The organism is Bacillus sp. CH_48 (genome assembly GCF_038008465.1).
Taxonomy (GTDB): domain Bacteria; phylum Bacillota; class Bacilli; order Bacillales; family Bacillaceae_G; genus Bacillus_A; species Bacillus_A thuringiensis_S.
The window spans coordinates 4,665,319-4,687,268 of sequence record NZ_JBBOZF010000001.1 but is presented as its reverse complement, the minus strand read 5'-3'; the positions used below and the strand labels follow the sequence as shown (position 1 = coordinate 4,687,268).

Here is a 21,950-nt window from a genome sequence, read left to right as displayed (position 1 = left end):
CTACATAATAAAGGGGTAGTAAAGAATGCCTAACAGTCAAAAGATTCGTCATTCGTTATCATCTGCGCAGTCTGGTATGTGGTTTGCGCAACAATTAGATCCGCTTAACCCAATTTATAATACTGGGGAATATGTAGAAATAAACGGAAATATTCATCAAGAAATTTTCGAATTAGCTGTACGTAAAGTTGTAATAGAAGCAGAAGCACTTCATGTTCGCTTCGAAGAGGATGAAATTGGCCCATGGCAAGTTATTGAAGAATCACAGTTTTATATGCATTTTATTGACGTTCGTAAAGAAGAAAACCCTGAAGAAGCTGCTAAAGTATGGATGAAAAATGATTTATCTATGCCCGTCGATTTGAAAAAAGATATTTTATTTACGGAAGCACTTATTCAAGTTGAAAATAATCGTTTCTTTTGGTATCAGCGCATCCATCACATTGTGATGGATGGCTATGGATTTTCACTTCTTAGCCAAAAGGTAGCGAATGAGTATACATCACTTATAGAAGAAACAAACAAGAATGAAAAGCCATTTGGTTCTCTTACAAAAGTTGTACAAGAAGATATTGAGTATCGTGAGTCTAAACAATTTCAGGAAGATCGTACTTTTTGGTTAGAAAAGTTTGCTGATGAACCAGAAGTTGTAAGCTTGGCAGAACGAGCACCGAGAACATCAAATGGATTTTCACGAGAAACAGCTTATTTATCTAGTTCTAGCACGAAAACTTTACTAGAAGATATCAATATTTCGTTAACAAGTTGGCCGGAATTCATTGTCGCTGTAACAAGTATTTATATGCATAAATTAACAGGTGAAAATGATATTGTTTTAGGTTTACCGATGATGGGGCGTCTAGGTTCTGTATCTATTCATACACCAAGTATGGTAATGAATTTAGTACCACTGCGTCTCACTGTAACTCCAAATATAACTCTTGCGGAATTATTGCAGCAAGTTTCTAAAGAAATCCGAGATGTACGTCGTCATCATAAATACCGTCACGAGGAATTAAGAAGAGACTTAAAGTTACTAGGTGAAAATCAAAGGTTGTTTGGACCGTTAGTGAATGTTATGCCTTTTGATTACGGGCTTAATTTTGCTGGAAATCGTGGTATTACGCATAACTTATCAGCAGGACCTGTAGATGATTTATCGATAAATGTATATAAACGTTTTGATCAAAATGAGCTAATGATTCATTTTGATGCGAATCCCGAAGTATATAATGGCGCGGAGCTAGCATTGCATAAAGAAAGATTTATGAATCTATTTGAATTAGTAATAAAGAATTATGAGAAAAACGAGTCGATTGGAAAAATAAATATTACTCTGCCTGAAGAAAATCATAAGGTTTTATTGGAATGGAATGAAACGAAGGAAGATGATGAGTTAATCAGTCTACCTATATCATTTGAAAAACAAGTGCAAAAAAATCCAAATAAACTAGCGATTACTTGTGACGGTATAAACCTTACGTATAAAGAGCTAAATGAACGAGCGAATGAACTAGCACATTATTTAGTAGAAGAAGGAATACGACCAAATCAGTTTGTAGCTTTAGTATTCCCTAGATCAATAGAAATGGTAGTTAGTATGCTAGCAGTCTTAAAGGCTGGTGCAGCATATTTACCAATAGATCCAGAATACCCAGCAGAAAGAGTTAATTATATAGTAGATGATGCAAAACCAGTTTGTATCATAACACATTCATCTGTTTCATCTAAGTTAGTTATAGAAAATGGTATGAAAAAAATTGTATTAGATGGCGAAGAAACGAAACTAGCGTTACATACATATTCTCGTATGAATATAGCATGTAAGAATGATGTATTACTTTTAAACCCAGCCTATACAATATATACTTCAGGCTCAACAGGAAACCCAAAAGGTGTAATTGTTCCTATGAGAGGTTTAAGTAACTTTTTAATGGCTATGCAACAAAAGTTTTCGTTAAATGAAAATGATCATTTATTAGCAGTTACAACTTTTGCGTTTGATATTTCTGCTCTAGAAATTTATTTACCTCTTATTAGTGGTGCAAGTTTAACAATTGCGCAAAAAGAAGACATACAAGAGCCTTCTGCATTAACGACACTTTTACAAGAAGAAAGAGTGACCGTTATGCAGGCTACACCGACGCTTTGGCAGGCGTTAGTAACTGATTATCCAGAGAAGCTACAAGGGCTAAACATACTTGTTGGTGGTGAAGCTCTTCCAGCGCATTTAGCAAATAAATTAAAAGAATTAGGTTGCTCAATAACTAATTTATATGGACCAACTGAAACGACGATTTGGTCTACTTTCATGAACATTGATGAAAGTGAAAAGGGTATACCTCCTATTGGAAAGCCAATTTCCAATACAGAAGTGTATGTATTGGATGCAGGGTTACAACCAGTTCCACCTGGAGTTATTGGTGAATTATATATTGCAGGGGAAGGACTTGCAAGCGGATATTTAGGAAAACCTGAGTTAACAGCTGAACGGTTTGTTGCAAATCCTTATGGAGAATCAGGGAAGCGCATGTACCGTACAGGAGATCTTGTGAAATGGCGTAGTGATGGTGCGTTAGAGTACATTAGTCGCGCAGATCATCAAATTAAAATTCGTGGATTCCGAATTGAATTAGCTGAAATTGAAACGGTATTACAACGACATGAAAATATTCAACAAGCGGTAGTAATGGTACGAGAAGATCGTCCAAATGATAAACGCATCATTGCATATATCATTGCAGAAGAAAAGGAACCGATTAATCTTTCAGAAATTCGTTCTTATGTTTCAGAAAGTTTAGCGAATTATATGATACCATCGGCATTTGTTGTGCTAGAAGAATTACCATTAACGCCAAATGGTAAGGTTGACAGAAAGAAATTACCTGCGCCTAATTTTAATGGAATGAACAATGAGAGGGTTGCTAGAAATCCGAAAGAAGAAATATTATGTGATTTATTTGCAGAAGTACTTGGTGTTTCTCGAATTAGTATTGATGATAATTTCTTTGAAATGGGTGGACATTCCCTTCTTGCATCTCGTTTAATGGCAAGAATTCGTGAAACGTTAAGTGTGGAATTAGGTATCGGGAAACTATTTGAATCACCAACTGTTGCCGAACTGGCGAAACAATTAAACCATGCAAAAAGTGCAAGACCAGCTATTCAGAAAGCAAGTAGGCCAAATGAAGTTCCACTTTCATTTGCACAGCGCAGGTTATGGTTCTTAAATTGTTTAGAAGGTCCAAGTCCCACTTATAATATTCCGCTAGTCATTCGTATGAATGGAATATTGAATGAGGAAGCATTACAAGGTGCTTTTTATGATGTAGTTGAGAAACATGAAACACTTAGAACAATTTTCCCTAACGTATTAGGTAGTTCCTATCAGAAAATTTTAGATATGGAAAACTTAAATCTAGAAATGATTATAACAAAAACATGTAAAGATGAATTAGAAAGTGTACTTTCAGAGGCGGTAAGATATAGTTTTAACCTCGATATTGAGCCGGCAGTTCGTTTGCAACTTTTTACAGTGAGTGAAAACGAACATGTATTATTAATTTTATTACATCATATTGTAGGTGATGGCTGGTCATTACAGCCGTTAACGAGAGATTTTACAGCGGCGTATAAAGCACGATGTCAAGGTGACAGAGTTCAGCTGGAGACACTTCCAGTTCAATACGCAGATTATGCACTTTGGCAACAACAATTGCTAGGTGATGAAACGACACCAGAGAGTCTTATTTCAACACAATTAGATTTTTGGAAAGAAGAACTTAAAGGTTTACCAGATCAAATGGAGTTACCTACAGATTTCCAGCGTCCAATTGAGACGAGTTACCGCGGGGAAACAATTCATTTTCATATAGATGAAGGTATGCATAGTAGGTTAGTAGAGCTTGCACGTAAAAATGGAGTTAGTTTGTTTATGGTGTTACAAGCAGGGCTTAGTGCACTATTTACAAGATTAGGTGCAGGCACTGATATACCAATTGGAAGTCCCATTGCTGGAAGAAATGATGATGTACTTTCAGATATTGTTGGTTTATTTGTAAATACATTAGTGTTACGTACAAATACTTCAGGAGATCCAAGTTTTAAAGAATTATTAAATAGAGTGAAGCAGGTAAATCTTGCAGCTTATGAAAATCAAGATGTTCCATTTGAAAGGCTTGTTGAAGTGTTAAATCCAGTACGTACTCGAAACAGCCACCCGTTGTTTCAGGTTATGTTAGCTTTTCAAAATACACCAGAAGCAACGTTTCATGTACCAGGTTTAGAAGCGAGCCTTGAAATTCAAAGCGTCGGTTCTGCAAAATTTGATTTAACATTTGAAATTAGTGAGAGTAACGGGGATGATGGTACTCCGAACGGTTTACATGGATTACTAGAGTTTAGTACCGATTTATATAAACGTGAAACGGTTCAAAAACTAATAGAACGATTCATTTTGTTATTAGATGATGCGGCGACAAATCCGGATCAATCCATTGGCAGATTAGAAATATTAACTTTAGCAGAGAAAAATACAGTATTAGAAAAGTGGAATGGTGGTTTTCAAATTGCACCAGAAATGACATTGCCACAATTATTTGAAAAACAGTCTCATATAAATCCAAATTCTATTGCTGTTGTCTTTGAAGATAAGAAATTAACTTATGAAGAGTTAAATAGAAAAGCAAATAAAATAGCTCGATTCCTAATAGCAAAAGGGATTGGTCCTGATCAACTCGTTGCTTTAGCGATGCCAAGATCATTAAACATGGTGGTAAGCTTATTAGCTGTTCTTAAAGCGGGTGCTGGATACCTTCCGTTAGATCCAGATTACCCAGCAGATCGTATTTCATTTATGCTACACGATGCGAAACCATCATGTGTTTTAACGAATTCAGAAGTGGAAATTGAATGTGACGAGGCACTAAAAGTTTTAGTTGATGATGTGAAAGTAATAGCAGAAGTTGAGAAATATAGTGAAGACAATATTGATGAAGTGGAACGAATTAAGCCATTATCTCCATCACATATTGCTTACGTTATTTATACATCAGGCTCAACGGGTAGACCGAAAGGCGTTATGATACCTCATCAAAATGTAGTAAGACTTTTAGGGGCAACTGATCATTGGTTCCAGTTTGACGGAAACGATGTTTGGACGATGTTCCATTCATACGCTTTTGATTTCTCGGTTTGGGAAATTTGGGGACCTTTATTATACGGAGGGCGTTTAGTTGTAGTGCCACATACTGTAAGTCGCTCGCCGAAAGAATTTTTACAGCTTCTTGTTAAAGAAAAGGTTACGGTTTTAAATCAAACTCCATCAGCGTTCTATCAATTGATGCAAGCAGATCGTGAAAATGAAGAGATTGGCCAAAAATTATCTTTACGATATGTTGTTTTTGGAGGAGAAGCACTTGAGCTAAGTCGCTTAGAAGATTGGTATAGTCGACATCCTCATAATGCACCAAAGCTTATTAATATGTACGGTATTACGGAGACGACAGTGCATGTTAGTTATATTGAATTAGATGAAACTATCGTCTCTTTACGAGCAAATAGTTTAATTGGGTGCAGTATACCTGACCTTAAAGTGTATGTGTTAGACAACTATTTACAACCAGTGCCACCTGGAGTAGTTGGAGAAATGTATGTTGCAGGTGCAGGGCTTGCGCGTGGATATTTAGGAAGAGCAGGATTAACGGCAGAACGCTTTATCGCAGATCCATTTGGCAAGCCAGGTACAAGAATGTATCGTACAGGAGACTTAGCTCGCTGGCGTAAAGATGGGACGCTAGATTATATAGGACGTGCAGATCATCAAATAAAAATTCGTGGATTCCGAATTGAATTAGGAGAAATAGAAGCAGTCATAATGAAGCACCCTAAAGTTGAGCAAGTAGCCGTTATTGTACGGGAAGATCAACCAGGGGATAAACGGTTAGTTTCTTATATCGTCGCATCAAATGATGAAGAGATTGATACGAATGAAATGCGTCAGTTTGCTAGTGGTAGTTTACCAGATTATATGGTTCCATACGCTTTTGTAGTAGTAAATGAGTTACCTTTAACTCCAAACGGTAAATTAGATAGAAAGGCATTGCCAGCTCCAGAATTTATCGCATCATCTTCTAGTCGTGGTCCAAGAACACCGCAAGAAGAAATGTTATGTGACTTGTTTACAGAAGTGCTAAGTGTACCTCAAATTGGAATTGATGACGGATTTTTTGATCTTGGTGGGCATTCACTCCTTGCAGTACAGCTTATGAGCCGCATTAAAGAGGCGCTTGGAGTGGAACTAAACATTGGCACTTTATTTGCAGCACCGACTGTTGCAGGGTTAGCTGAAAGACTTGAGATGGGGAATGGTCAAAGTGCACTTGATGTGTTGCTTCCATTACGAGCAAGCGGGGATCAATTACCACTATTTTGTGTACATCCAGCAGGTGGATTAAGTTGGTGCTATGCAGGACTTATGAAATCTTTAGGAACAGATTATCCAATCTATGGTGTACAAGCACGTGGTATTGCTAAAAATGAAGAACTTCCAAAAACTTTAGAGGAGATGGCGGCGGATTACTTGAAACACGTTCGTGAAGTACAGCCTCATGGACCATATCGTTTACTAGGCTGGTCGCTTGGAGGAAATGTTGTGCATGCAATGGCGGCGCAACTACAAAATGGAGGGGAAGAAGTAGAATTACTCGTTATGCTTGATTCTTATCCTGGACACTTCTTACCGAATACGGAAGCGCCTACTGAAGAGGAAGCGTTAATAGCATTACTTGCTTTAGGCGGATATGACCCAGATAACATGGATGGTAAACCACTTACAATGGAAAGTGCAGTTGAAATCCTTCGTAAAGATGGAAGTGCATTAGCAAGTCTTGAAGAAGAGACTATATTGAATTTGAAAGAAACATATGTAAATTCAGTAGGGTTGTTAGGGAAGTATGTACCGAAAGTTTATAACGGAGATATCTTATTCTTTAGATCTACTGTTATACCAGATTGGTTTGATCCTATTTCTCCAAATACGTGGCTAAATTATTTAGACGGGCAAATTGTGCAGCACGATATTGATTGTAGACATAAAGATCTATGTCAGCCAGGTCCACTCACGGAAATTGGACAAGTATTAGCGAAATATTTGCAGAATAAGAAAGGGGTAAGTAGAGTATGACGAATCCATTTGAAAATGATAATTACACATATAAAGTATTAATAAATGAGGAGGGCCAGTATTCTCTCTGGCCTGCTTTTCTCGATGTACCTATTGGCTGGAATGTCGTATATGAAGAAGCTAGTAGGCAGAGCTGCTTAGAATATGTTGAATATAACTGGAAAGATTTGAATCCGAAAAGTAATCAAGTTCGCGAAAAAACATTAGCAGGAAAACGATAATGAAAGCAAAACTAAATCCAAAAGTAGTTGTAAGTATCGTGTATATAACTGCGATGTTTATGGCTGCGATGGACGCAACGATTGTAAATGTAGCACTGCAAACGATAAGTAGAGAACTACAAGTACCTGCATCTGCAATGGGGACGGTTAATGTTGGGTATTTAGTTAGTTTAGCTGTTTTCCTTCCGATTTCTGGTTGGTTAGGAGATCGTTTTGGGACGAAAAGAGTATTTTTAATTGCTCTTTTCGTATTTACAATCGCTTCTGCTTTATGCGGAATGGCTAACGATATTACTTCATTGAATATTTTTCGTATCATTCAAGGTGCTGGTGGAGGGCTTTTAACACCGGTCGGAATGGCGATGTTATTTCGAACATTTTCACCAAAGGAAAGACCGAAGATTTCCCGGTTCATTGTACTTCCAATTGCTGTAGCGCCAGCAGTTGGGCCTATCATCGGTGGTTTCTTTGTAGATCAAATGTCTTGGCGTTGGGCATTTTATATTAATGTACCGTTTGGAATCGTTGCATTGCTATTTGGACTTCTATTTTTAGCAGAGCATGTTGAAAAATCAGCTGGTCGCTTTGATTCTCTTGGCTTTATTTTATCAGCACCAGGATTTGCGATGCTCATATATGCACTCAGCCAGGGACCATCAAAAGGGTGGATTTCTCCAGAAATTATGAGTACCGGGGTAGCTGGGCTTGTATTCATTGCGTTGTTTATAATCGTAGAACTGAAAGTAAAGCAACCGATGTTAGATTTACGCTTATTAAAAGAACCAGTATTTAGAAAGATGAGCATTATATCATTATTTTCATCAGCTGGTTTATTAGGAATGTTATTTGTTTTTCCACTTATGTATCAAAATGTGATAGGAGTTTCCGCGCTAGAATCAGGACTTACGACATTTCCAGAGGCGATTGGATTAATGATTTCTTCACAAATTGTGCCATGGTCATATAAGAAATTAGGAGCTCGAAAGGTAATTTCTATTGGATTAATATGTACGGCGGTTATATTTGTTTTATTGAGTTTTGTAAATCACGATACGAATCCGTGGCAAATCCGGGCATTATTGTTTGGCATTGGTATTTTCTTAGGTCAATCTGTCGGTGCGGTTCAATTTTCTGCCTTTAACAATATCACGCCGCCTTCTATGGGGAGAGCGACTACTATATTCAATGTGCAAAATCGATTAGGTTCAGCAATAGGAGTAGCTGTTTTAGCTAGTATACTAGCTGGTTTTGGAAGTAATAACGTTCAATCCGATTTTTTACCATATCAAGCAGCATTAATTGGATCAGCAATATTTTTGCTTATAGCACTACTATTTTCTTTACGTATTTCCGATAAAGAGGTAATGTCAAAGAAGAAAGAAAAAACATTATCAGTATCAGAAAAAGAGAAAGTACTTGTCAATGAGTAACAATATACGTATGCTTTTTTATGAAAATTGATATTCGTTGAATAAAGGAGAGTTTACATGATAGAAAGTAAAGTTGTAGATTCTATTCCAACTTTGAATGAGAATGATTGTCAAATATGGTGGGCAAGAATTTCAGATTTACAATCATGGCATTACAATTTACTAAATAATATAGAGCGAGAGAAAGCAAATTCGTATCATCATTCGGCAGATCGAGCTCGTTTTATAATAGGTTGCGTAATTAGTAGATTAGTTCTCGGCAAGATACTTTCTATGTCACCAGTCCAAGTACCAATTGATCGAATGTGTTCCGTATGTAAATTGCAGCATGGAAGACCACAATTACCAGAAGGTATGCCGCAATTATCTGTTTCGCATTCAGGTGAGTGGGTTGTCGTTGCATTTACAAAATCTGCACCTGTTGGCATAGATGTAGAACAAATGAATCCAAATGTAGATGTTATGAAAATGGCAGAAGGTGTATTAACAGAGATTGAAATAGCACAAGTTATGAAACTGCCAAATGAACAGAAAATAGAAGGTTTTTTAACATATTGGACTCGAAAAGAAGCGGTGTTGAAAGCGACAGGTGAAGGACTAATGATTCCACCAGTACATATTACAGTATCAGCTCCAAATAATCCTCCAAGATTGTTAGTTTTTAAGGATAAGCAAGAGTTGGCAAATAATACAATGATGGAAGATGTAAGGCCTAGTTTAGATTATATGGCTTCTGTTGCAATATTCAGTAAGGAAGTGACTGAAATTACGCAATTAGACGCGGTAGCACTTTTAAATCTTAAATAAAAAATTATAGAAGAGGTGTTCCTCATGTTAGTGGCGGAAAATAGAAAGAATGAATTCACTTATAATATACAAGCAATTAAAAATATTTTATTTTCTGGAGATACATCATCCATTCACGCTTTAGAAAAGCTTTTAAATGATACAGTTCAGTTTGATGTTCTTGAACAAGAGGCACTTGGTAGACAGTACATTCCGAAAGAAGCAAAGAATTTCTTTGATAAAGATGGAACATTTCTTTACCGTGTATCTAATGTTAGTTATAAAGGTAAGGTTTTATCTGAAAATCTAATTTTTGCAGACACTTCGTTTTTACCGGACGCAATAAAGAGTGAATTAGAGAGTGGAAATATTCCTGTTGAAAAGCTTATAGAAAAGATGGAAGTAAGAAGAAACGTATTATATGAAGGATATCAGCCATCTGGAAATATTATCGAATTGTTTGATGGATGTTCTGTTACAGCGAATGTGTATCCAACTAGAAAGTATCAAATTGTAAGTAACTGCAAATGTGTATTTTATATTTGTGAAGTGTACCATGCAGAGAATATAAAGCAATTGCTTAAATGAAAACAAGAAACCAGCCTATAAAATGGCTGGTTTCTTGTTTATTTAACAGCTTCTTTTAATTCTTTACCTGCTTTAAATGCAGGAACTTTACCAGCTGCGATTTGAATTTCTTCGCCAGTTTGCGGATTACGTCCTGTACGAGCAGATCTTTCGCGCACTTCAAAAGTTCCAAATCCGATTAATTGAACTTTATCGCCAGATTGTAATGCGTTAGCAATTGTGTCAAATACGGATTGTACAGCTGCAGAAGCGTCCTTTTGAGAAATATCAGCTGATTGTGCTACGTTTTTAATTAATTCTGTTTTGTTCATGTTTTCACCTCATAAAAAAATTTTTGGAATGAATGTTTTAGTATAATAGATAGTAAAGATAAAGCTATCACTATGATTAGAAAGAATACTATATAATTATGTTAATTTCGTTGCAAGAGACTGAATCCCTTCTATTATTTAGGGATTAATTAAGAATCGATGCATATAAAAAGCTTAAGTATGAGGATGAGGGGGAGTATAGGAATGATTTTTCGTGAAAAAAATGAGAAGGAAAGTATATTAATTCGTCAACATGATCATGGTTTTTTAGCTGGAGAGATTGCAAAGCATATAAAAGAGGACTTTTTTGAAGGTAAAACATATTTAAAAGAAACAGTTGATGCAATATATGAGCATGACAGAGGATGGATAGAGCTTGATAAAGTACCAATTTTGAATGATGCTAAAAATATTCCATATACATTTATGGATTGTCCAAGCCCATTACGTTTTGTTTTTTATACGATTGGTTTGAATGAAATTGAAAATTCTAATCCATACGGGGCATTGCTTTGCAGTAAACATTTTTTATCATTTCCACTAAACGAGGAAGATGAAGAGATGATGTCATTTTATAAACATGAATTAGAACGACAAAAAAGAATTTTGAAAACGTTAACAAAGGAACAGTTTGCGATGTTTGATAAATATTATAGATTATTAAAGTTTTGTGATGAACTTTCTTTATACGTATGTATGAATAAGCCTGGTGTAAAAAAGAAAGATGAAATTGATTTATTTAAAGATGGTTTTGAAGGAACAGAAATGTTTAATAGTAAGGAGGAGAAACTTATTCAAGCTGAATGGGTGGACGAGGAAACAATTCGGATTACACCATTTCCATTTCAAACGGAATTTCATACGTATGTAAAATATAAAACGATAAATAAACATGAAATGAAAGGAAAAGGGATTGCAAAGGCTGATAGAGAATCGGAAATGAAGAAACAAACCATTCGTTTCATACAATAAGGAGGTAATATAAATTGAAAGATTATATATTAAAACAGTGTGATTACCATGCTTGGGCTAATACTAGATTATTCAATCGATTAAAAGAGTTACCAAACTATGAGACAATTTTTAATGAGCAGATACAGAGTGTATTCCCATCCATTAAGGATACTTTTGTGCATATTTATATTACAGATCAAGTGTGGTTACACATATTGCATGGTAAAAGTATGAATGAAGCAATACAAGACCGAGAAGATTTACGAAAACAAATTGAAACTAAATCGTTACATGAATTAGAAAAAATGTTTGAAAACATGGCAAATCAATATAAAGACTTTTTAATTACAATACAAGACGTGAATGCTGTATTTGTTATTGAGAACCCATATGCAGGGGCATTAGAAACTTCAATTTTAGAGTTAGTACAACATGTCGTAAATCATGGTACATATCATAGAGGAAATATAACAGCGATGATTCGTCAACTTGGTCATTCGTCGACAATGATGGATTTTGTACTGTATTTACATATGGTTAAAAAGCAGGGAGAGTAATATAGTTTGTAAGAAGGAGAGGCTTTAATTATAGAAGTCTCTCCTTCTATTTTATTCCGCATTCATGGTAGATCGACTGATTAAAGTTTTCTTAAGAAGCTTTATTTTCTTGTAATTGCTTAGCGTATTGTACAGCCTTAAATGCATTGACTCTACCATTTTTCCAGTACGTACCTGTACCACTAATTTTATCAGAAGTTGACTCAATAATTTGGCGAATTTGTGTATTGCTATATCCTTGATTTGCTAAAAGAGCAGCGACTCCTGCAACATGAGGTGTTGCCATAGAAGTACCACTTAATGATTGATACGAGCTTCCTTTATAAGTGGAGTATATATTTGAACCTGGTGCTGCAACATCTACCCAGCTACCATAAGTAGAAAATGAAGATTTCTTATCTGCTTGATCTGTAGAAGCAACTGCAATTACTTCGCTGTAATAAGCAGGGTAATTAGCTTTTGTATTTCCAGCATTTCCAGCAGCTGCAACTATAACAGAGCCTTTATTCCATGCATATTGAACGGCTTGTTGTAATGCAGTACCACCATTTGGAGCTCCTAAACTTAAACTAATTACTTTTGCTCCCGAATCAGCAGCTTCTCGAATACCTTGCGCTACAGCATCAAGTGTACCACTTCCTTGATTATCTAATACGCGGACAGCATAAATTGAAGTTTGTGGGGCAACACCAGCAATTCCGACACTGTTATTCGTAAGGGCTCCAGTAATTCCAGCGCAATGTGTACCATGACCATTACCATCATCAGATGTATTGTCGTTATCAACATAATCATGCCCGTAAATTACTTTCGAAGCCAAATCAGGGTGTGAGCCTTGAACTCCTGTATCAATAATAGCTACTTTTACACCAGGATCACTTCGTTGGCTATCCCAAGCTTGTGGAGCTTGAATCTTTTGCAATCCATATTGATTTTTAAAATATGGGTCGTTCGGAGTCCAAAAGGCGTGAACGTAATAATTCGGTTCTGCATATTCTACATCTGGATTATTTTTATAACTCTTTATTTTTTCTTTTACAGTACCTTTCGAAAATTGAACGACTTCAAAACCTAACTTATCATCTTTAGATAAGACATTAGCTCCGACAGATTTATGAAAAGATTGCACGTTACTTAAAGATGCATTTTGCTTGAACTTAACGATTAATTGGTTAGGAACGTAATCAGTAGATGATGTTTCAGCGCTTGAAGTATTCGTGTTAAAGAAGAAACCACCAATAATAAATGATAAAACAGATAGGAAAACAATGATTTTGTTTTTCAAAAGATTTTTCCTCCCTTTTCTTGGATAAGTTTTTCAGCGACGCTTAATGTCGCATTCCTTTTCAACTATATAGTTAGACCATACGATTTATGTCATTTATGTGAAAAACTTTTAGTGGAATAAAAAAGGGAAAGATTGATATAAATATATTTTTAATGATATTTACTGAGTAAGAAAACAAAAAAAGGAATGCTCATTATGTATGAGTCATTCCTTTATTATTGATTAACTTGCCTGTTTTTTATGACTTTCTTTTAATTTCTCTGCTTGTAAAAAGCGATTCGTTTCAGCGACAACAATACTACTTAATCCAATTAGACCAATTAAGTTTGGAATTGCCATAAGTCCATTTGCAATATCCGCAAATGTCCATACGATGCCTAATTTTAAATTCGCACCAATAGCAATCATGATGATAAAGATTGCTTTATAATATTTAACAGCACTTTCTCCGAATAAATAAGCTACACATTTTTCTCCATAATACGACCAGCCTAAAATAGTAGAGTAGGCAAATAAAATAATTGCGATACCGAGAATCATACTACCAGCAGTACCGAATACAGATTGGAATGCAAGTGTTGTAGCTTCAACGCCAGTTTTACCTGATTTCCATGCACCTGTTGTAATTAATACAAGTCCTGTAATTGTACATACAATAAACGTATCTAGAAAAGTACCGGTCATAGAAACTAATGCTTGCTTTGCAGGTGAATCTGTTTTTGCAGCCGCCGCGGCAATAGGGGCACTCCCTAAACCAGCCTCGTTCGCAAATACACCGCGCGCCATTCCGATTTGAATAGCTGATGCAACTGTTGTTCCGATAAAACCACCAGCAGCTGCAGTACCAGTAAATGCACCAGAAAAAATAAGTGAAAATGCTTCTGGAATTTGATCGTAGTGATAGAAAATAATAATAAGGCCAGCAATGATATAAAAGAAAGCTTTAATAGGAACGATATATCCTGTCACTTTCCCGATTTTTTTAACTCCGCCTAAAATAACAATAGCGATTAAAAACGACATCAATATACCAGTTAGAGCAGGGGGGAAAGAGAAATTAATTCGCATTGCCTCTGCAACTGAGTTAGATTGCACCATATTACCGATACCGAAAGAAGCAGTTGTACCGAATATGGCGAATAAAACAGCAAGCCATTTCTTTCCTAAACCACGTTCTAAATAGTACATTGGTCCACCCGAATATTCGCCATTTTCATTACTAACACGGTATTTCACCGCAAGAATTGCTTCGGCATACTTTGTTGCCATCCCGAACAAAGCAGTAATCCACATCCAAAAGATTGCACCGGGACCACCGATTGTCACAGCTGTTGCAACACCAGCGATATTTCCCATACCAATCGTTGCCGCCATAGCTGTCATAAGCGCTTGGAAGTGGCTAATATCTCCAGAAGAAGATGTATCTTCTGATTTTTTAAAAGCTAGTTTGTGAGCGTATAATAGTTTACTAAACTGTAAACCTTTTAAACGCACTGTGAGAATGATACCAGTACCAACGAGTAACAACAACGTTGGTAGTCCCCACACATAGTGATTGATTTGTTCTAACACTTTACTTACTGTCTCCATCTGTATTCTCCTTTTTTAGAAAAAAATAAAAACCACTTCAAGTAAATGAAATGGTCTCTGGAGAAACAAGGGATAGAAAAATAAACCGATACAAATCGGCATTTTCTTTCGCTTGTCTCTGTCCTTTTACCTGAGAGATTATCCGCTATAGTAGCGGATTTGCTCCTTCGGTGCTCGTTTTCCTCTGCGCTATATAAAGCGAAAGGGAGTCTCTCCAGAGATTCGTCCCCATGCAGTTCTACTTGTAACCAAGACCTGAGAGTTTCAAAGTTGGTATAACAACTTTTTGCCCCGTCGGTAGATCAATAGACCTTCTCCTGAATGGTTCATCCGAATTATAAAATTTACAAACACATTGATTGTAAATCAATAAAAATATTATAGACAGACAAATTGTAAATTGCAATCATTTTTTATTTTAAAATAGTAAATAGTTTTATTTTTTTGTAAGTCCTAATTTATCTTCAACTTCATTTAAAGTAGATAAAGCGATGACAATATGTTGATCCGCAAGTCCTAAAGCTTGTTTTGTTTTTTCAATAGTTTCATTGGTTGGAGTAGAGTTATTTGCTCCGTCTATAATCAAATTTGCTGCATTTTTCATGAAATTTGATGCGGATTTAAACTGAGTTGTGAATTGAAGTAGTTGTTTTTGTATATCTATATCTGTTATGTTTTCTTCAATTTTAAGTGTGTCTATTTCGTTCATAATTGTTTCATACTGCTTGGAAACGGCATTCATTGTAACTAATAGTTTATTTCGATCTACTGAATCTCCATTCGTGTTAATCTCTTCCCAGGCAGGCAACCAATCTTTTTCAATGATTTCATTATAATTAGTAGTCAATTCATTAATTTTAGGTTGTAATTTCGTTTTGAAAGTTTTTGTATCCGCTGTTTCTACAGGTGCTTTTTCGTTGTTATTTTTAACATTAGTAACGTAGAAAATTGTACCGAAAATGATGAAAATAGAAATAATAACTGTCCATTTAGTAAAAAGTAATTTCTGCAATATGTAACGCCTCCAAAATTTAAAAACTTATAATTATAATATATAACAATAATGTTGTTTGGAGTAGAGAAAATAGGTTGGAAATGATTTAAATTATGTCTTTTCTATACATAAATAATTAAATTTAGTAAAATGATGAAAGTTATATGTGAGAAAAGAGGGTTTTTAGTGAAAATGAATAGAAGAAAACTAGTTTCAAGTATTTCAATGGCTATGTTATTAGTTGGTGTAATTGCATTCATATTTATGAATAAAGAATCTAAAATTAAAGGTTTTCCAGTACCAATGTCAGCAATTCATATTAACGATGATAAGGAAGAGGATTATCAATATATAAGTGTAATGCCAATTACAAAGGCGAGTGGATGGGAGAACTTAGGGGAAAACGGGCATACTGTTAGTTTTAAAAAGGGGGAGCGGAAGGTAACTGTATTACATTATCCAGGAGAAATTACGTATTCTATATTTGAAAAATAATTGATGATAAAAGAGATAGGGAGTAGATGATAATGTAGGATTGTTTACTTCCTATCTTTTTTGGATTTTAATTCTGAATTGTTGGAATTAAAATTATTATGCGTATAGAATAAAATAGTATTTCTTATGAAAATGAGTGGATAGTTTACCAAGTATAAAAAATAGGATGTTTTATTGAATGATATAGATAATCAGTAATATATAATTATGTTATGTAAACTATAAGCGGGATAAGAAAGCAAAGCAAGGGATTTTAATTTTTATATTTTAGATGTATTTTTACCCGGTAAGTATTCCGGTAATTAACTTACAACATTTACGGAGGGCATCAAATTTCGAGTAAGTAATGGAGTTGATAACAAAAAAATTAACGTTTGTGTATATGGAAAAATAGAAAGTATGGCGAGTGGGAAATGGATCGGATCATAGGGGGGAATTAAAAATGTTACTAAAAACAATCTACTGTAAAGTGGAAGAAGAGAAAAAAGAATTATTTTCCAGTGCGCAAGAAAAATGGCGTGATATACAGCACCTAGATGGTTTTCATGGACAATTTGGTGGATGGAATGAAGATGAGGCATGTGTATTTACTTTATGGGAAGATAGAAGTGTATATCAATCATTTATGAATGCTTCTCACGATACAATTTATTTAAATAGTAATCAAGAGGATACGTTTCTTTCATGTGAAATTGAATTATTTCAAACGTTGTATGATATAACTGATATGCATTTGGAAGATATTGTAATAGAGGGAGCGTTCGTAAGAGTTGCTATATGTGATGTAAAGTTGGAAAAGGAAAAGCATTTTTTACATAAGCAAGAAACAATTTGGAATAAAGGAATGGAAAAAGCAAAAGGAATGCTAGGTGGAGTAGTTGGGAAGTCTTTAAAAAATGAAAATCGTTACATAGTGTTAACGTATTGGAAAGATGAAATAGCGCACCAACATTATGTGGAAGAGATTTTCCCAGATTTATATAAATTAGCTAATATTCATGAAGATATAGAAGAGATAAAAGGAAAACAAGCTGTATGTAAGGAAGAATGGCTTGTATATTAAACGCTGAAAAAGTGCATAAATGATTGTATAATAACGATATTTTCTTATAAACAAGTAATTAATAGAAGACGTTATATACCCTTTCATGTTAATATATTTAAGTTATAATAGGAGGCTTACCCTTTTGTATTGTACGGTAGAAGCAGTGTGAGCTTGAAATTTTTTTTAGAAAAGGATGTGCCTAATTTGCGTATCAATAAATTTATTAGTGAAGCTGGAAAAGCGTCTCGACGTGGAGCGGATAAACTAATTAATGAGAGAAGAGTAATTATTAACGGTAAGGTTGCAAAAATTGGTGACCAAGTAAATCCAGGTGATGATGTACGAGTAAATGGAGAGCAGCTTCGAATTGCTCGAGATCACGTATATATCGCTTTAAATAAACCAGTAGGTATTACATGTACGAGTGAAAAAGCTGTAAAAGGTAACATTATCGATTTAGTGAACCATCCTTTACGAATTAGTCACATTGGACGTCTTGATAAAGACTCAGACGGTTTAATTTTGTTAACGAATGATGGTGATATCGTTAATGAAATTTTACGTGCTGAAAACAAACATGAGAAAGAATATATCGTTTCAGTAGATAAGCCAATTACTCCTGATTTCTTAGAGAAAATGGCAGCGGGTGTTAAAATTTTAGGAACAAAAACGCTTCCTTGTGAGATTACACAGCTATCAAAATATGAGTTCCAAATTATTTTAACCCAAGGGCTAAATCGCCAAATTCGCCGTATGTGTGAAGCTTTAGGTTATCAAGTATACACGTTAAAACGTACGAGAATTATGAATATTGAATTGAATAATTTACCAGTTGGACAGTGGAGAGATTTAACGAAGAAAGAGAAAAGACGTCTATTTGCAGACTTAAATTACGAACCACAAGATTGGTAAAATTGTGAAGTGAAACCAAAAAAATTTGGTTTCACTTTTTAAATTAAATAAATAATTTTTTAAACACTTGCAAAAATAAAATGAATAAGATATATTAAATAACAATAAATGGATGTTTTACAAAAAGCAAAGAAAAGGACACGAGTTATTTTACCCGGTTATACAGAGAAGGAAGGAAAGCTGAGAACTTCCTAACGCAGAAAAATAACTTACCACCTTAGAGCTGCACTAGGGAAATTAAGTATCTAGTGCCGTGTATGCGACGTTATCGCAAAAGAAGCCATTATGTTTTTTGTGATGGGAATCTGGGTGGAACCACGGATATAAGCATATTCGTCCCTATATTTAGGGATGAATATGCTTTTTTGCATTCAATTTCATAATAAGCGAAGAAAAGGACACGAGTTATTTTACCCGGTTATACAGAGAAGGAAGGAAAGCTGAGAACTTCCTAACGCAGAAAAATAACTTACCACCTTAGAGCTGCACTGGGGAAATTAAGTATCTAGTGCCGTATAAACGACGTTACCGTAAAAGAAGCCATTGTATGTTTACAATGGGAATCTGGGTGGAACCACGGGTATAAGCACGCTCGTCCCTATTTTAGGGATGAGTGTGCTTTTTATTATGAAATGGAGAGATGAAAAATGAAAGAACAAATGATTGAAATTAAATTTCCAGATGGTAGCGTGAAAGAATTTGTAAATGGAGTTACTTTAGAAGAAATTGCTGGATCCATTAGCAGTAGTTTGAAAAAGAAAGCAGTCGCGGGGAAAGTAAATGATGGATTATATGATTTACGCCGAAATATTGAAGAAAATGCGGAAGTGGAAATCATTACTATAGATTCAAATGAAGGTGTAGAAATTGCAAGACACTCTGCGGCACATATTTTAGCGCAAGCTGTAAAAAGATTGTATGGTGATATAAATCTTGGAGTAGGGCCTGTTATTGAAAATGGATTTTATTATGATATGGATCTTCCAAGTAGTGTAAACATAGAAGATTTACGAAAAATCGAAAAAGAAATGAAAAAGATTATAAATGAAAATATAAAGATAGAACGAGTTGAGGTTTCTCGAGAAGAAGCAGCTAAGCTGTTTCAAGAAATAGATGATAGTTTGAAATTAGAACTTTTAGAAGCAATTCCTAGTGGAGAAAGTGTAACACTATATAAACAAGGTGAATTTGTAGATTTATGTAGAGGACCACATTTACCATCTACAGGTTATTTGAAAGCATTTCAATTAACTCACGTTTCCGGTGCATATTGGCGAGGTGATAGTAATAACCAAGTGCTTCAGCGTATATATGGTGTTGCATTCTCTTCTCAAAAAGAATTAGAAGAGTATTTACATTTCGTTGAAGAAGCAGCAAAAAGAAATCATCGTAAGTTGGGAAGTGAGCTTGAGTTATTTATGTTTTCTGAAGAGGCTCCGGGAATGCCGTTTTATTTACCGAAAGGACAAATTATTCGAAACGAATTGGAAGCATTTTTAAGAGAAATTCAAAAAGAGTACAATTATCAAGAAGTACGCACTCCGTTCATGATGAACCAAGAAGTATGGGAGAGATCAGGGCACTGGGGACATTATAAAGATAATATGTATTTCTCTGAAGTAGATAATAAAAGTTTTGCATTAAAACCGATGAACTGCCCAGGGCACATGCTTATGTTTAAAAATAAATTGCATTCTTATCGTGAATTACCGATTCGTATGTGTGAATTTGGTCAAGTACATCGTCATGAATTTAGTGGTGCGTTAAACGGATTATTAAGAGTACGTACTTTCTGCCAAGATGATGCACATTTATTTGTAACTCCAAAACAAATTGAAGATGAAATTAAATCCGTAATGGCGCAAATTGATTACGTATATAAAACTTTTGGATTCGAATATGAAGTAGAGCTTTCTACTCGTCCAGAAGATTCAATGGGTGATGATAAATTATGGGAGCAAGCAGAAGCAGCATTAGAAAATGTATTACAATCGCTAAATTATAAATATAGACTAAATGAAGGTGACGGTGCATTTTACGGGCCGAAAATTGATTTTCATATTAAAGATGCTTTAAATAGAAGTCACCAGTGCGGAACAATCCAGCTTGATTTCCAAATGCCAGAGAAATTTGATTTAAATTATATAGATGAAAATAATGATAAGAAAAGACCAGTTGTTATTCACAGGGCAGTTTTAGGGTCATTAGATCGCTTCTTAGCAATATTAATTGAGCACTTTGGAGGTGCGTTCCCGGCATGGGTGGCACCAGTTCAAGTGAAAGTAGTTCCGGTTTCAAATGCAGTACATGAACAATATTGCAGTGAGGTTGCACATAAATTAGCAAAAGCTGGAGTTCGTGTTGAACAGGATGCACGAGATGAAAAATTAGGATATAAAATAAGAGAAGCACAAATGCAAAAAGTACCGTATTTTCTTGTTATTGGGGATAAGGAAATGGAAAGCGGAGCTGTAAATGTACGTAAATATGGGGAAGAGAAGTCAGAAGTTGTTGCGCTAGATGTATTTGTGGCAAGGATTGAAGAGGAAATAAAGAATAGAGAATATTGATTGTAAAGAAAACACACTATTAAAAATTAGTGTGTTTTCTTTTTTATCTTACAAAAATGTAAGGTAAATGTAAGCGAAATCGAGGGAACGAGTTGTAGAAAAATGAGAATATGAAGTAGGAAATAGGTTCATGTTACGGATGTAACTCTTATTGAATGCATAATTAAAAAATTCTTAAGAATTCAGATGACAAAATAATAAGAAATATGTGAGAAATTGATTTTATACAAAAGGGATGGAGTGAAAGAGATGTCAACAAATGTAGTTACTGTAGAAAGTGTAGAAAAAACGTATGGGAAAAGAAATGAGAATCAGTCAAAAGCATTAAGGGGCGTATCGTTAAGTATTAAAGAAGGAGAATTTGTCGGGATTATGGGGCCTTCTGGATCTGGAAAAACGACTTTACTTAATGTGATAAGTACACTTGACCAGGCGACAGGTGGTAGTGTGACGATAGCTGGAACAAATATTACTTCTATGAAAGGTAATGCATTATCAGATTTTCGATCTCAAAAATTAGGTTTTATCTTTCAAGATTTTAACTTACTAGAAAATTTATCAATTTATGAAAATATCGCTTTACCACTTTCTTTGCAAGGCGTACCGTCCAGTGAGATTACTGGAAAGGTAAATGACGTTGCAAAAAAATTAGGCATCACTGAAATTTTAACAAAATATCCGACTGCTGTTTCTGGAGGACAAAAACAAAGAACAGCGGCGGCAAGAGCTTTAGTACATAATCCGGCAATTGTATTAGCAGATGAACCGACAGGAGCGCTTGATAGTAAAAACGCAAAAAGTTTATTAGAAGCGATGCAAGATTTACATGAAAATCACAATGTAAGTATTTTAATGGTTACACACGATGCATTTAGTGCAAGTTATTGTGAGCGTATTTTATTTATTCAAGATGGTCTTCTTTATAAAGAATTAAATCGTCAAGGCACTCGAGAGAATTTCTATCAAGACATTTTAGGTGTGCTCGCTCATATGGGCTCAGCTGCTGAGTCTAAGTAGGGGGCGAAA

The 21,950-nt window shown here is 35.1% G+C and carries 16 protein-coding genes, 1 riboswitch and 2 other annotated features; of the genes, 12 read left to right on the top strand and 4 right to left on the bottom strand.

Annotation, left to right across the window (positions count from 1 at the left end; all coding sequences use genetic code 11):
* The first annotated feature begins 25 nt into the window (after positions 1–25).
* The 5 genes from N2V92_RS23590 to N2V92_RS23570 are packed head-to-tail and all read left to right on the top strand — an operon-like array spanning position 26 to position 10,208.
* Positions 26–7,183 carry an amino acid adenylation domain-containing protein gene (locus tag N2V92_RS23590; RefSeq protein WP_001133919.1) on the top strand — a complete coding sequence of 2,386 codons (7,158 nt, stop codon included), beginning with the start codon at positions 26–28 and terminating at the stop codon, positions 7,181–7,183.
* A complete protein-coding gene (locus tag N2V92_RS23585) occupies positions 7,180–7,404 on the top strand; it encodes an MbtH family protein (protein WP_000184057.1) in 225 nt (74 codons plus the stop codon). The genes N2V92_RS23590 and N2V92_RS23585 overlap by 4 nt, the downstream gene beginning before the upstream one ends.
* A complete protein-coding gene (locus tag N2V92_RS23580) occupies positions 7,404–8,834 on the top strand; it encodes an MDR family MFS transporter (protein WP_000644938.1) in 1,431 nt (476 codons plus the stop codon). Before N2V92_RS23585 ends, N2V92_RS23580 begins: the two co-directional genes overlap by 1 nt.
* Positions 8,835–8,891: 57 nt before the next feature.
* Entirely contained in the window at positions 8,892–9,641 is a 750-nt protein-coding gene (sfp, locus tag N2V92_RS23575) for a 4'-phosphopantetheinyl transferase Sfp (RefSeq protein ID WP_000573015.1), read from the top strand.
* A gap of 24 nt (positions 9,642–9,665) precedes the next feature.
* Positions 9,666–10,208 (top strand): hypothetical protein, encoded by a 543-nt coding sequence (locus N2V92_RS23570; protein WP_000959120.1) that lies wholly within the window; start codon positions 9,666–9,668, stop codon positions 10,206–10,208.
* A 38-nt stretch (positions 10,209–10,246) separates the two neighbouring features.
* Here N2V92_RS23570 and N2V92_RS23565 read toward each other — a convergent pair whose 3' ends face one another.
* A complete protein-coding gene (locus N2V92_RS23565) occupies positions 10,247–10,519 on the bottom strand; it encodes an HU family DNA-binding protein (RefSeq protein WP_001043905.1) in 273 nt (90 codons plus the stop codon).
* Positions 10,520–10,723: 204 nt separating this feature from the next.
* On the opposite strand from N2V92_RS23565, the gene N2V92_RS23560 reads away from it, so the two are divergent.
* Both N2V92_RS23560 and N2V92_RS23555 read left to right on the top strand, forming a co-directional pair.
* Positions 10,724–11,491: a DUF3891 family protein gene (locus N2V92_RS23560; RefSeq protein WP_000577287.1), complete on the top strand. Its 768-nt coding sequence runs from the start codon at positions 10,724–10,726 to the stop codon at positions 11,489–11,491.
* Between the two features lie 14 nt (positions 11,492–11,505).
* Positions 11,506–12,030 (top strand): DinB family protein, encoded by a 525-nt coding sequence (locus N2V92_RS23555; RefSeq protein ID WP_000656265.1) that lies wholly within the window; start codon positions 11,506–11,508, stop codon positions 12,028–12,030.
* A gap of 91 nt (positions 12,031–12,121) precedes the next feature.
* On the opposite strand, the gene N2V92_RS23550 is transcribed toward N2V92_RS23555, so the two are convergent.
* From N2V92_RS23550 to N2V92_RS23540, 3 genes are all read right to left on the bottom strand, one after another.
* Positions 12,122–13,315, bottom strand: a complete 1,194-nt coding sequence (locus N2V92_RS23550; protein WP_000790929.1) for a S8 family peptidase — start codon at positions 13,313–13,315, stop codon at positions 12,122–12,124.
* A 225-nt stretch (positions 13,316–13,540) separates the two neighbouring features.
* Complete coding sequence (locus N2V92_RS23545) at positions 13,541–14,908, bottom strand: alanine/glycine:cation symporter family protein (protein WP_016077761.1); 1,368 nt, start codon at positions 14,906–14,908, stop codon at positions 13,541–13,543.
* Between the two features lie 108 nt (positions 14,909–15,016).
* Positions 15,017–15,136, bottom strand: a riboswitch (glycine riboswitch).
* A 208-nt stretch (positions 15,137–15,344) separates the two neighbouring features.
* Positions 15,345–15,920: a hypothetical protein gene (locus N2V92_RS23540; protein ID WP_001170866.1), complete on the bottom strand. Its 576-nt coding sequence runs from the start codon at positions 15,918–15,920 to the stop codon at positions 15,345–15,347.
* 132 nt (positions 15,921–16,052) lie between these two features.
* Here N2V92_RS23540 and N2V92_RS23535 point away from each other — a divergent pair, with 132 nt between their 5' ends.
* From N2V92_RS23535 to N2V92_RS23515, 5 genes are all read left to right on the top strand, one after another.
* Positions 16,053–16,397, top strand: coding sequence for a hypothetical protein (locus N2V92_RS23535; RefSeq protein ID WP_042597971.1), 345 nt, complete (start codon positions 16,053–16,055; stop codon positions 16,395–16,397).
* Positions 16,398–16,839: 442 nt separating this feature from the next.
* A complete protein-coding gene (locus tag N2V92_RS23530; RefSeq protein WP_000925175.1) occupies positions 16,840–17,460 on the top strand; it encodes a YdbC family protein in 621 nt (206 codons plus the stop codon).
* A 186-nt stretch (positions 17,461–17,646) separates the two neighbouring features.
* Positions 17,647–18,354 (top strand): 23S rRNA pseudouridine(2604) synthase RluF, encoded by a 708-nt coding sequence (gene rluF / locus N2V92_RS23525; protein ID WP_001222160.1) that lies wholly within the window; start codon positions 17,647–17,649, stop codon positions 18,352–18,354.
* Between the two features lie 120 nt (positions 18,355–18,474).
* Positions 18,475–18,698: a binding site (T-box leader), on the top strand.
* Positions 18,699–18,734: 36 nt separating this feature from the next.
* Positions 18,735–18,957: a binding site (T-box leader), on the top strand.
* Between the two features lie 44 nt (positions 18,958–19,001).
* A complete protein-coding gene (thrS, locus tag N2V92_RS23520; protein ID WP_000663092.1) occupies positions 19,002–20,924 on the top strand; it encodes a threonine--tRNA ligase in 1,923 nt (640 codons plus the stop codon).
* Positions 20,925–21,173: 249 nt separating this feature from the next.
* The gene (locus tag N2V92_RS23515) at positions 21,174–21,941 is read left to right on the top strand and encodes an ABC transporter ATP-binding protein (RefSeq protein ID WP_000106426.1); all 768 of its coding nucleotides are present in this window, start codon (positions 21,174–21,176) and stop codon (positions 21,939–21,941) included.
* Positions 21,942–21,950 lie beyond the last annotated feature (9 nt).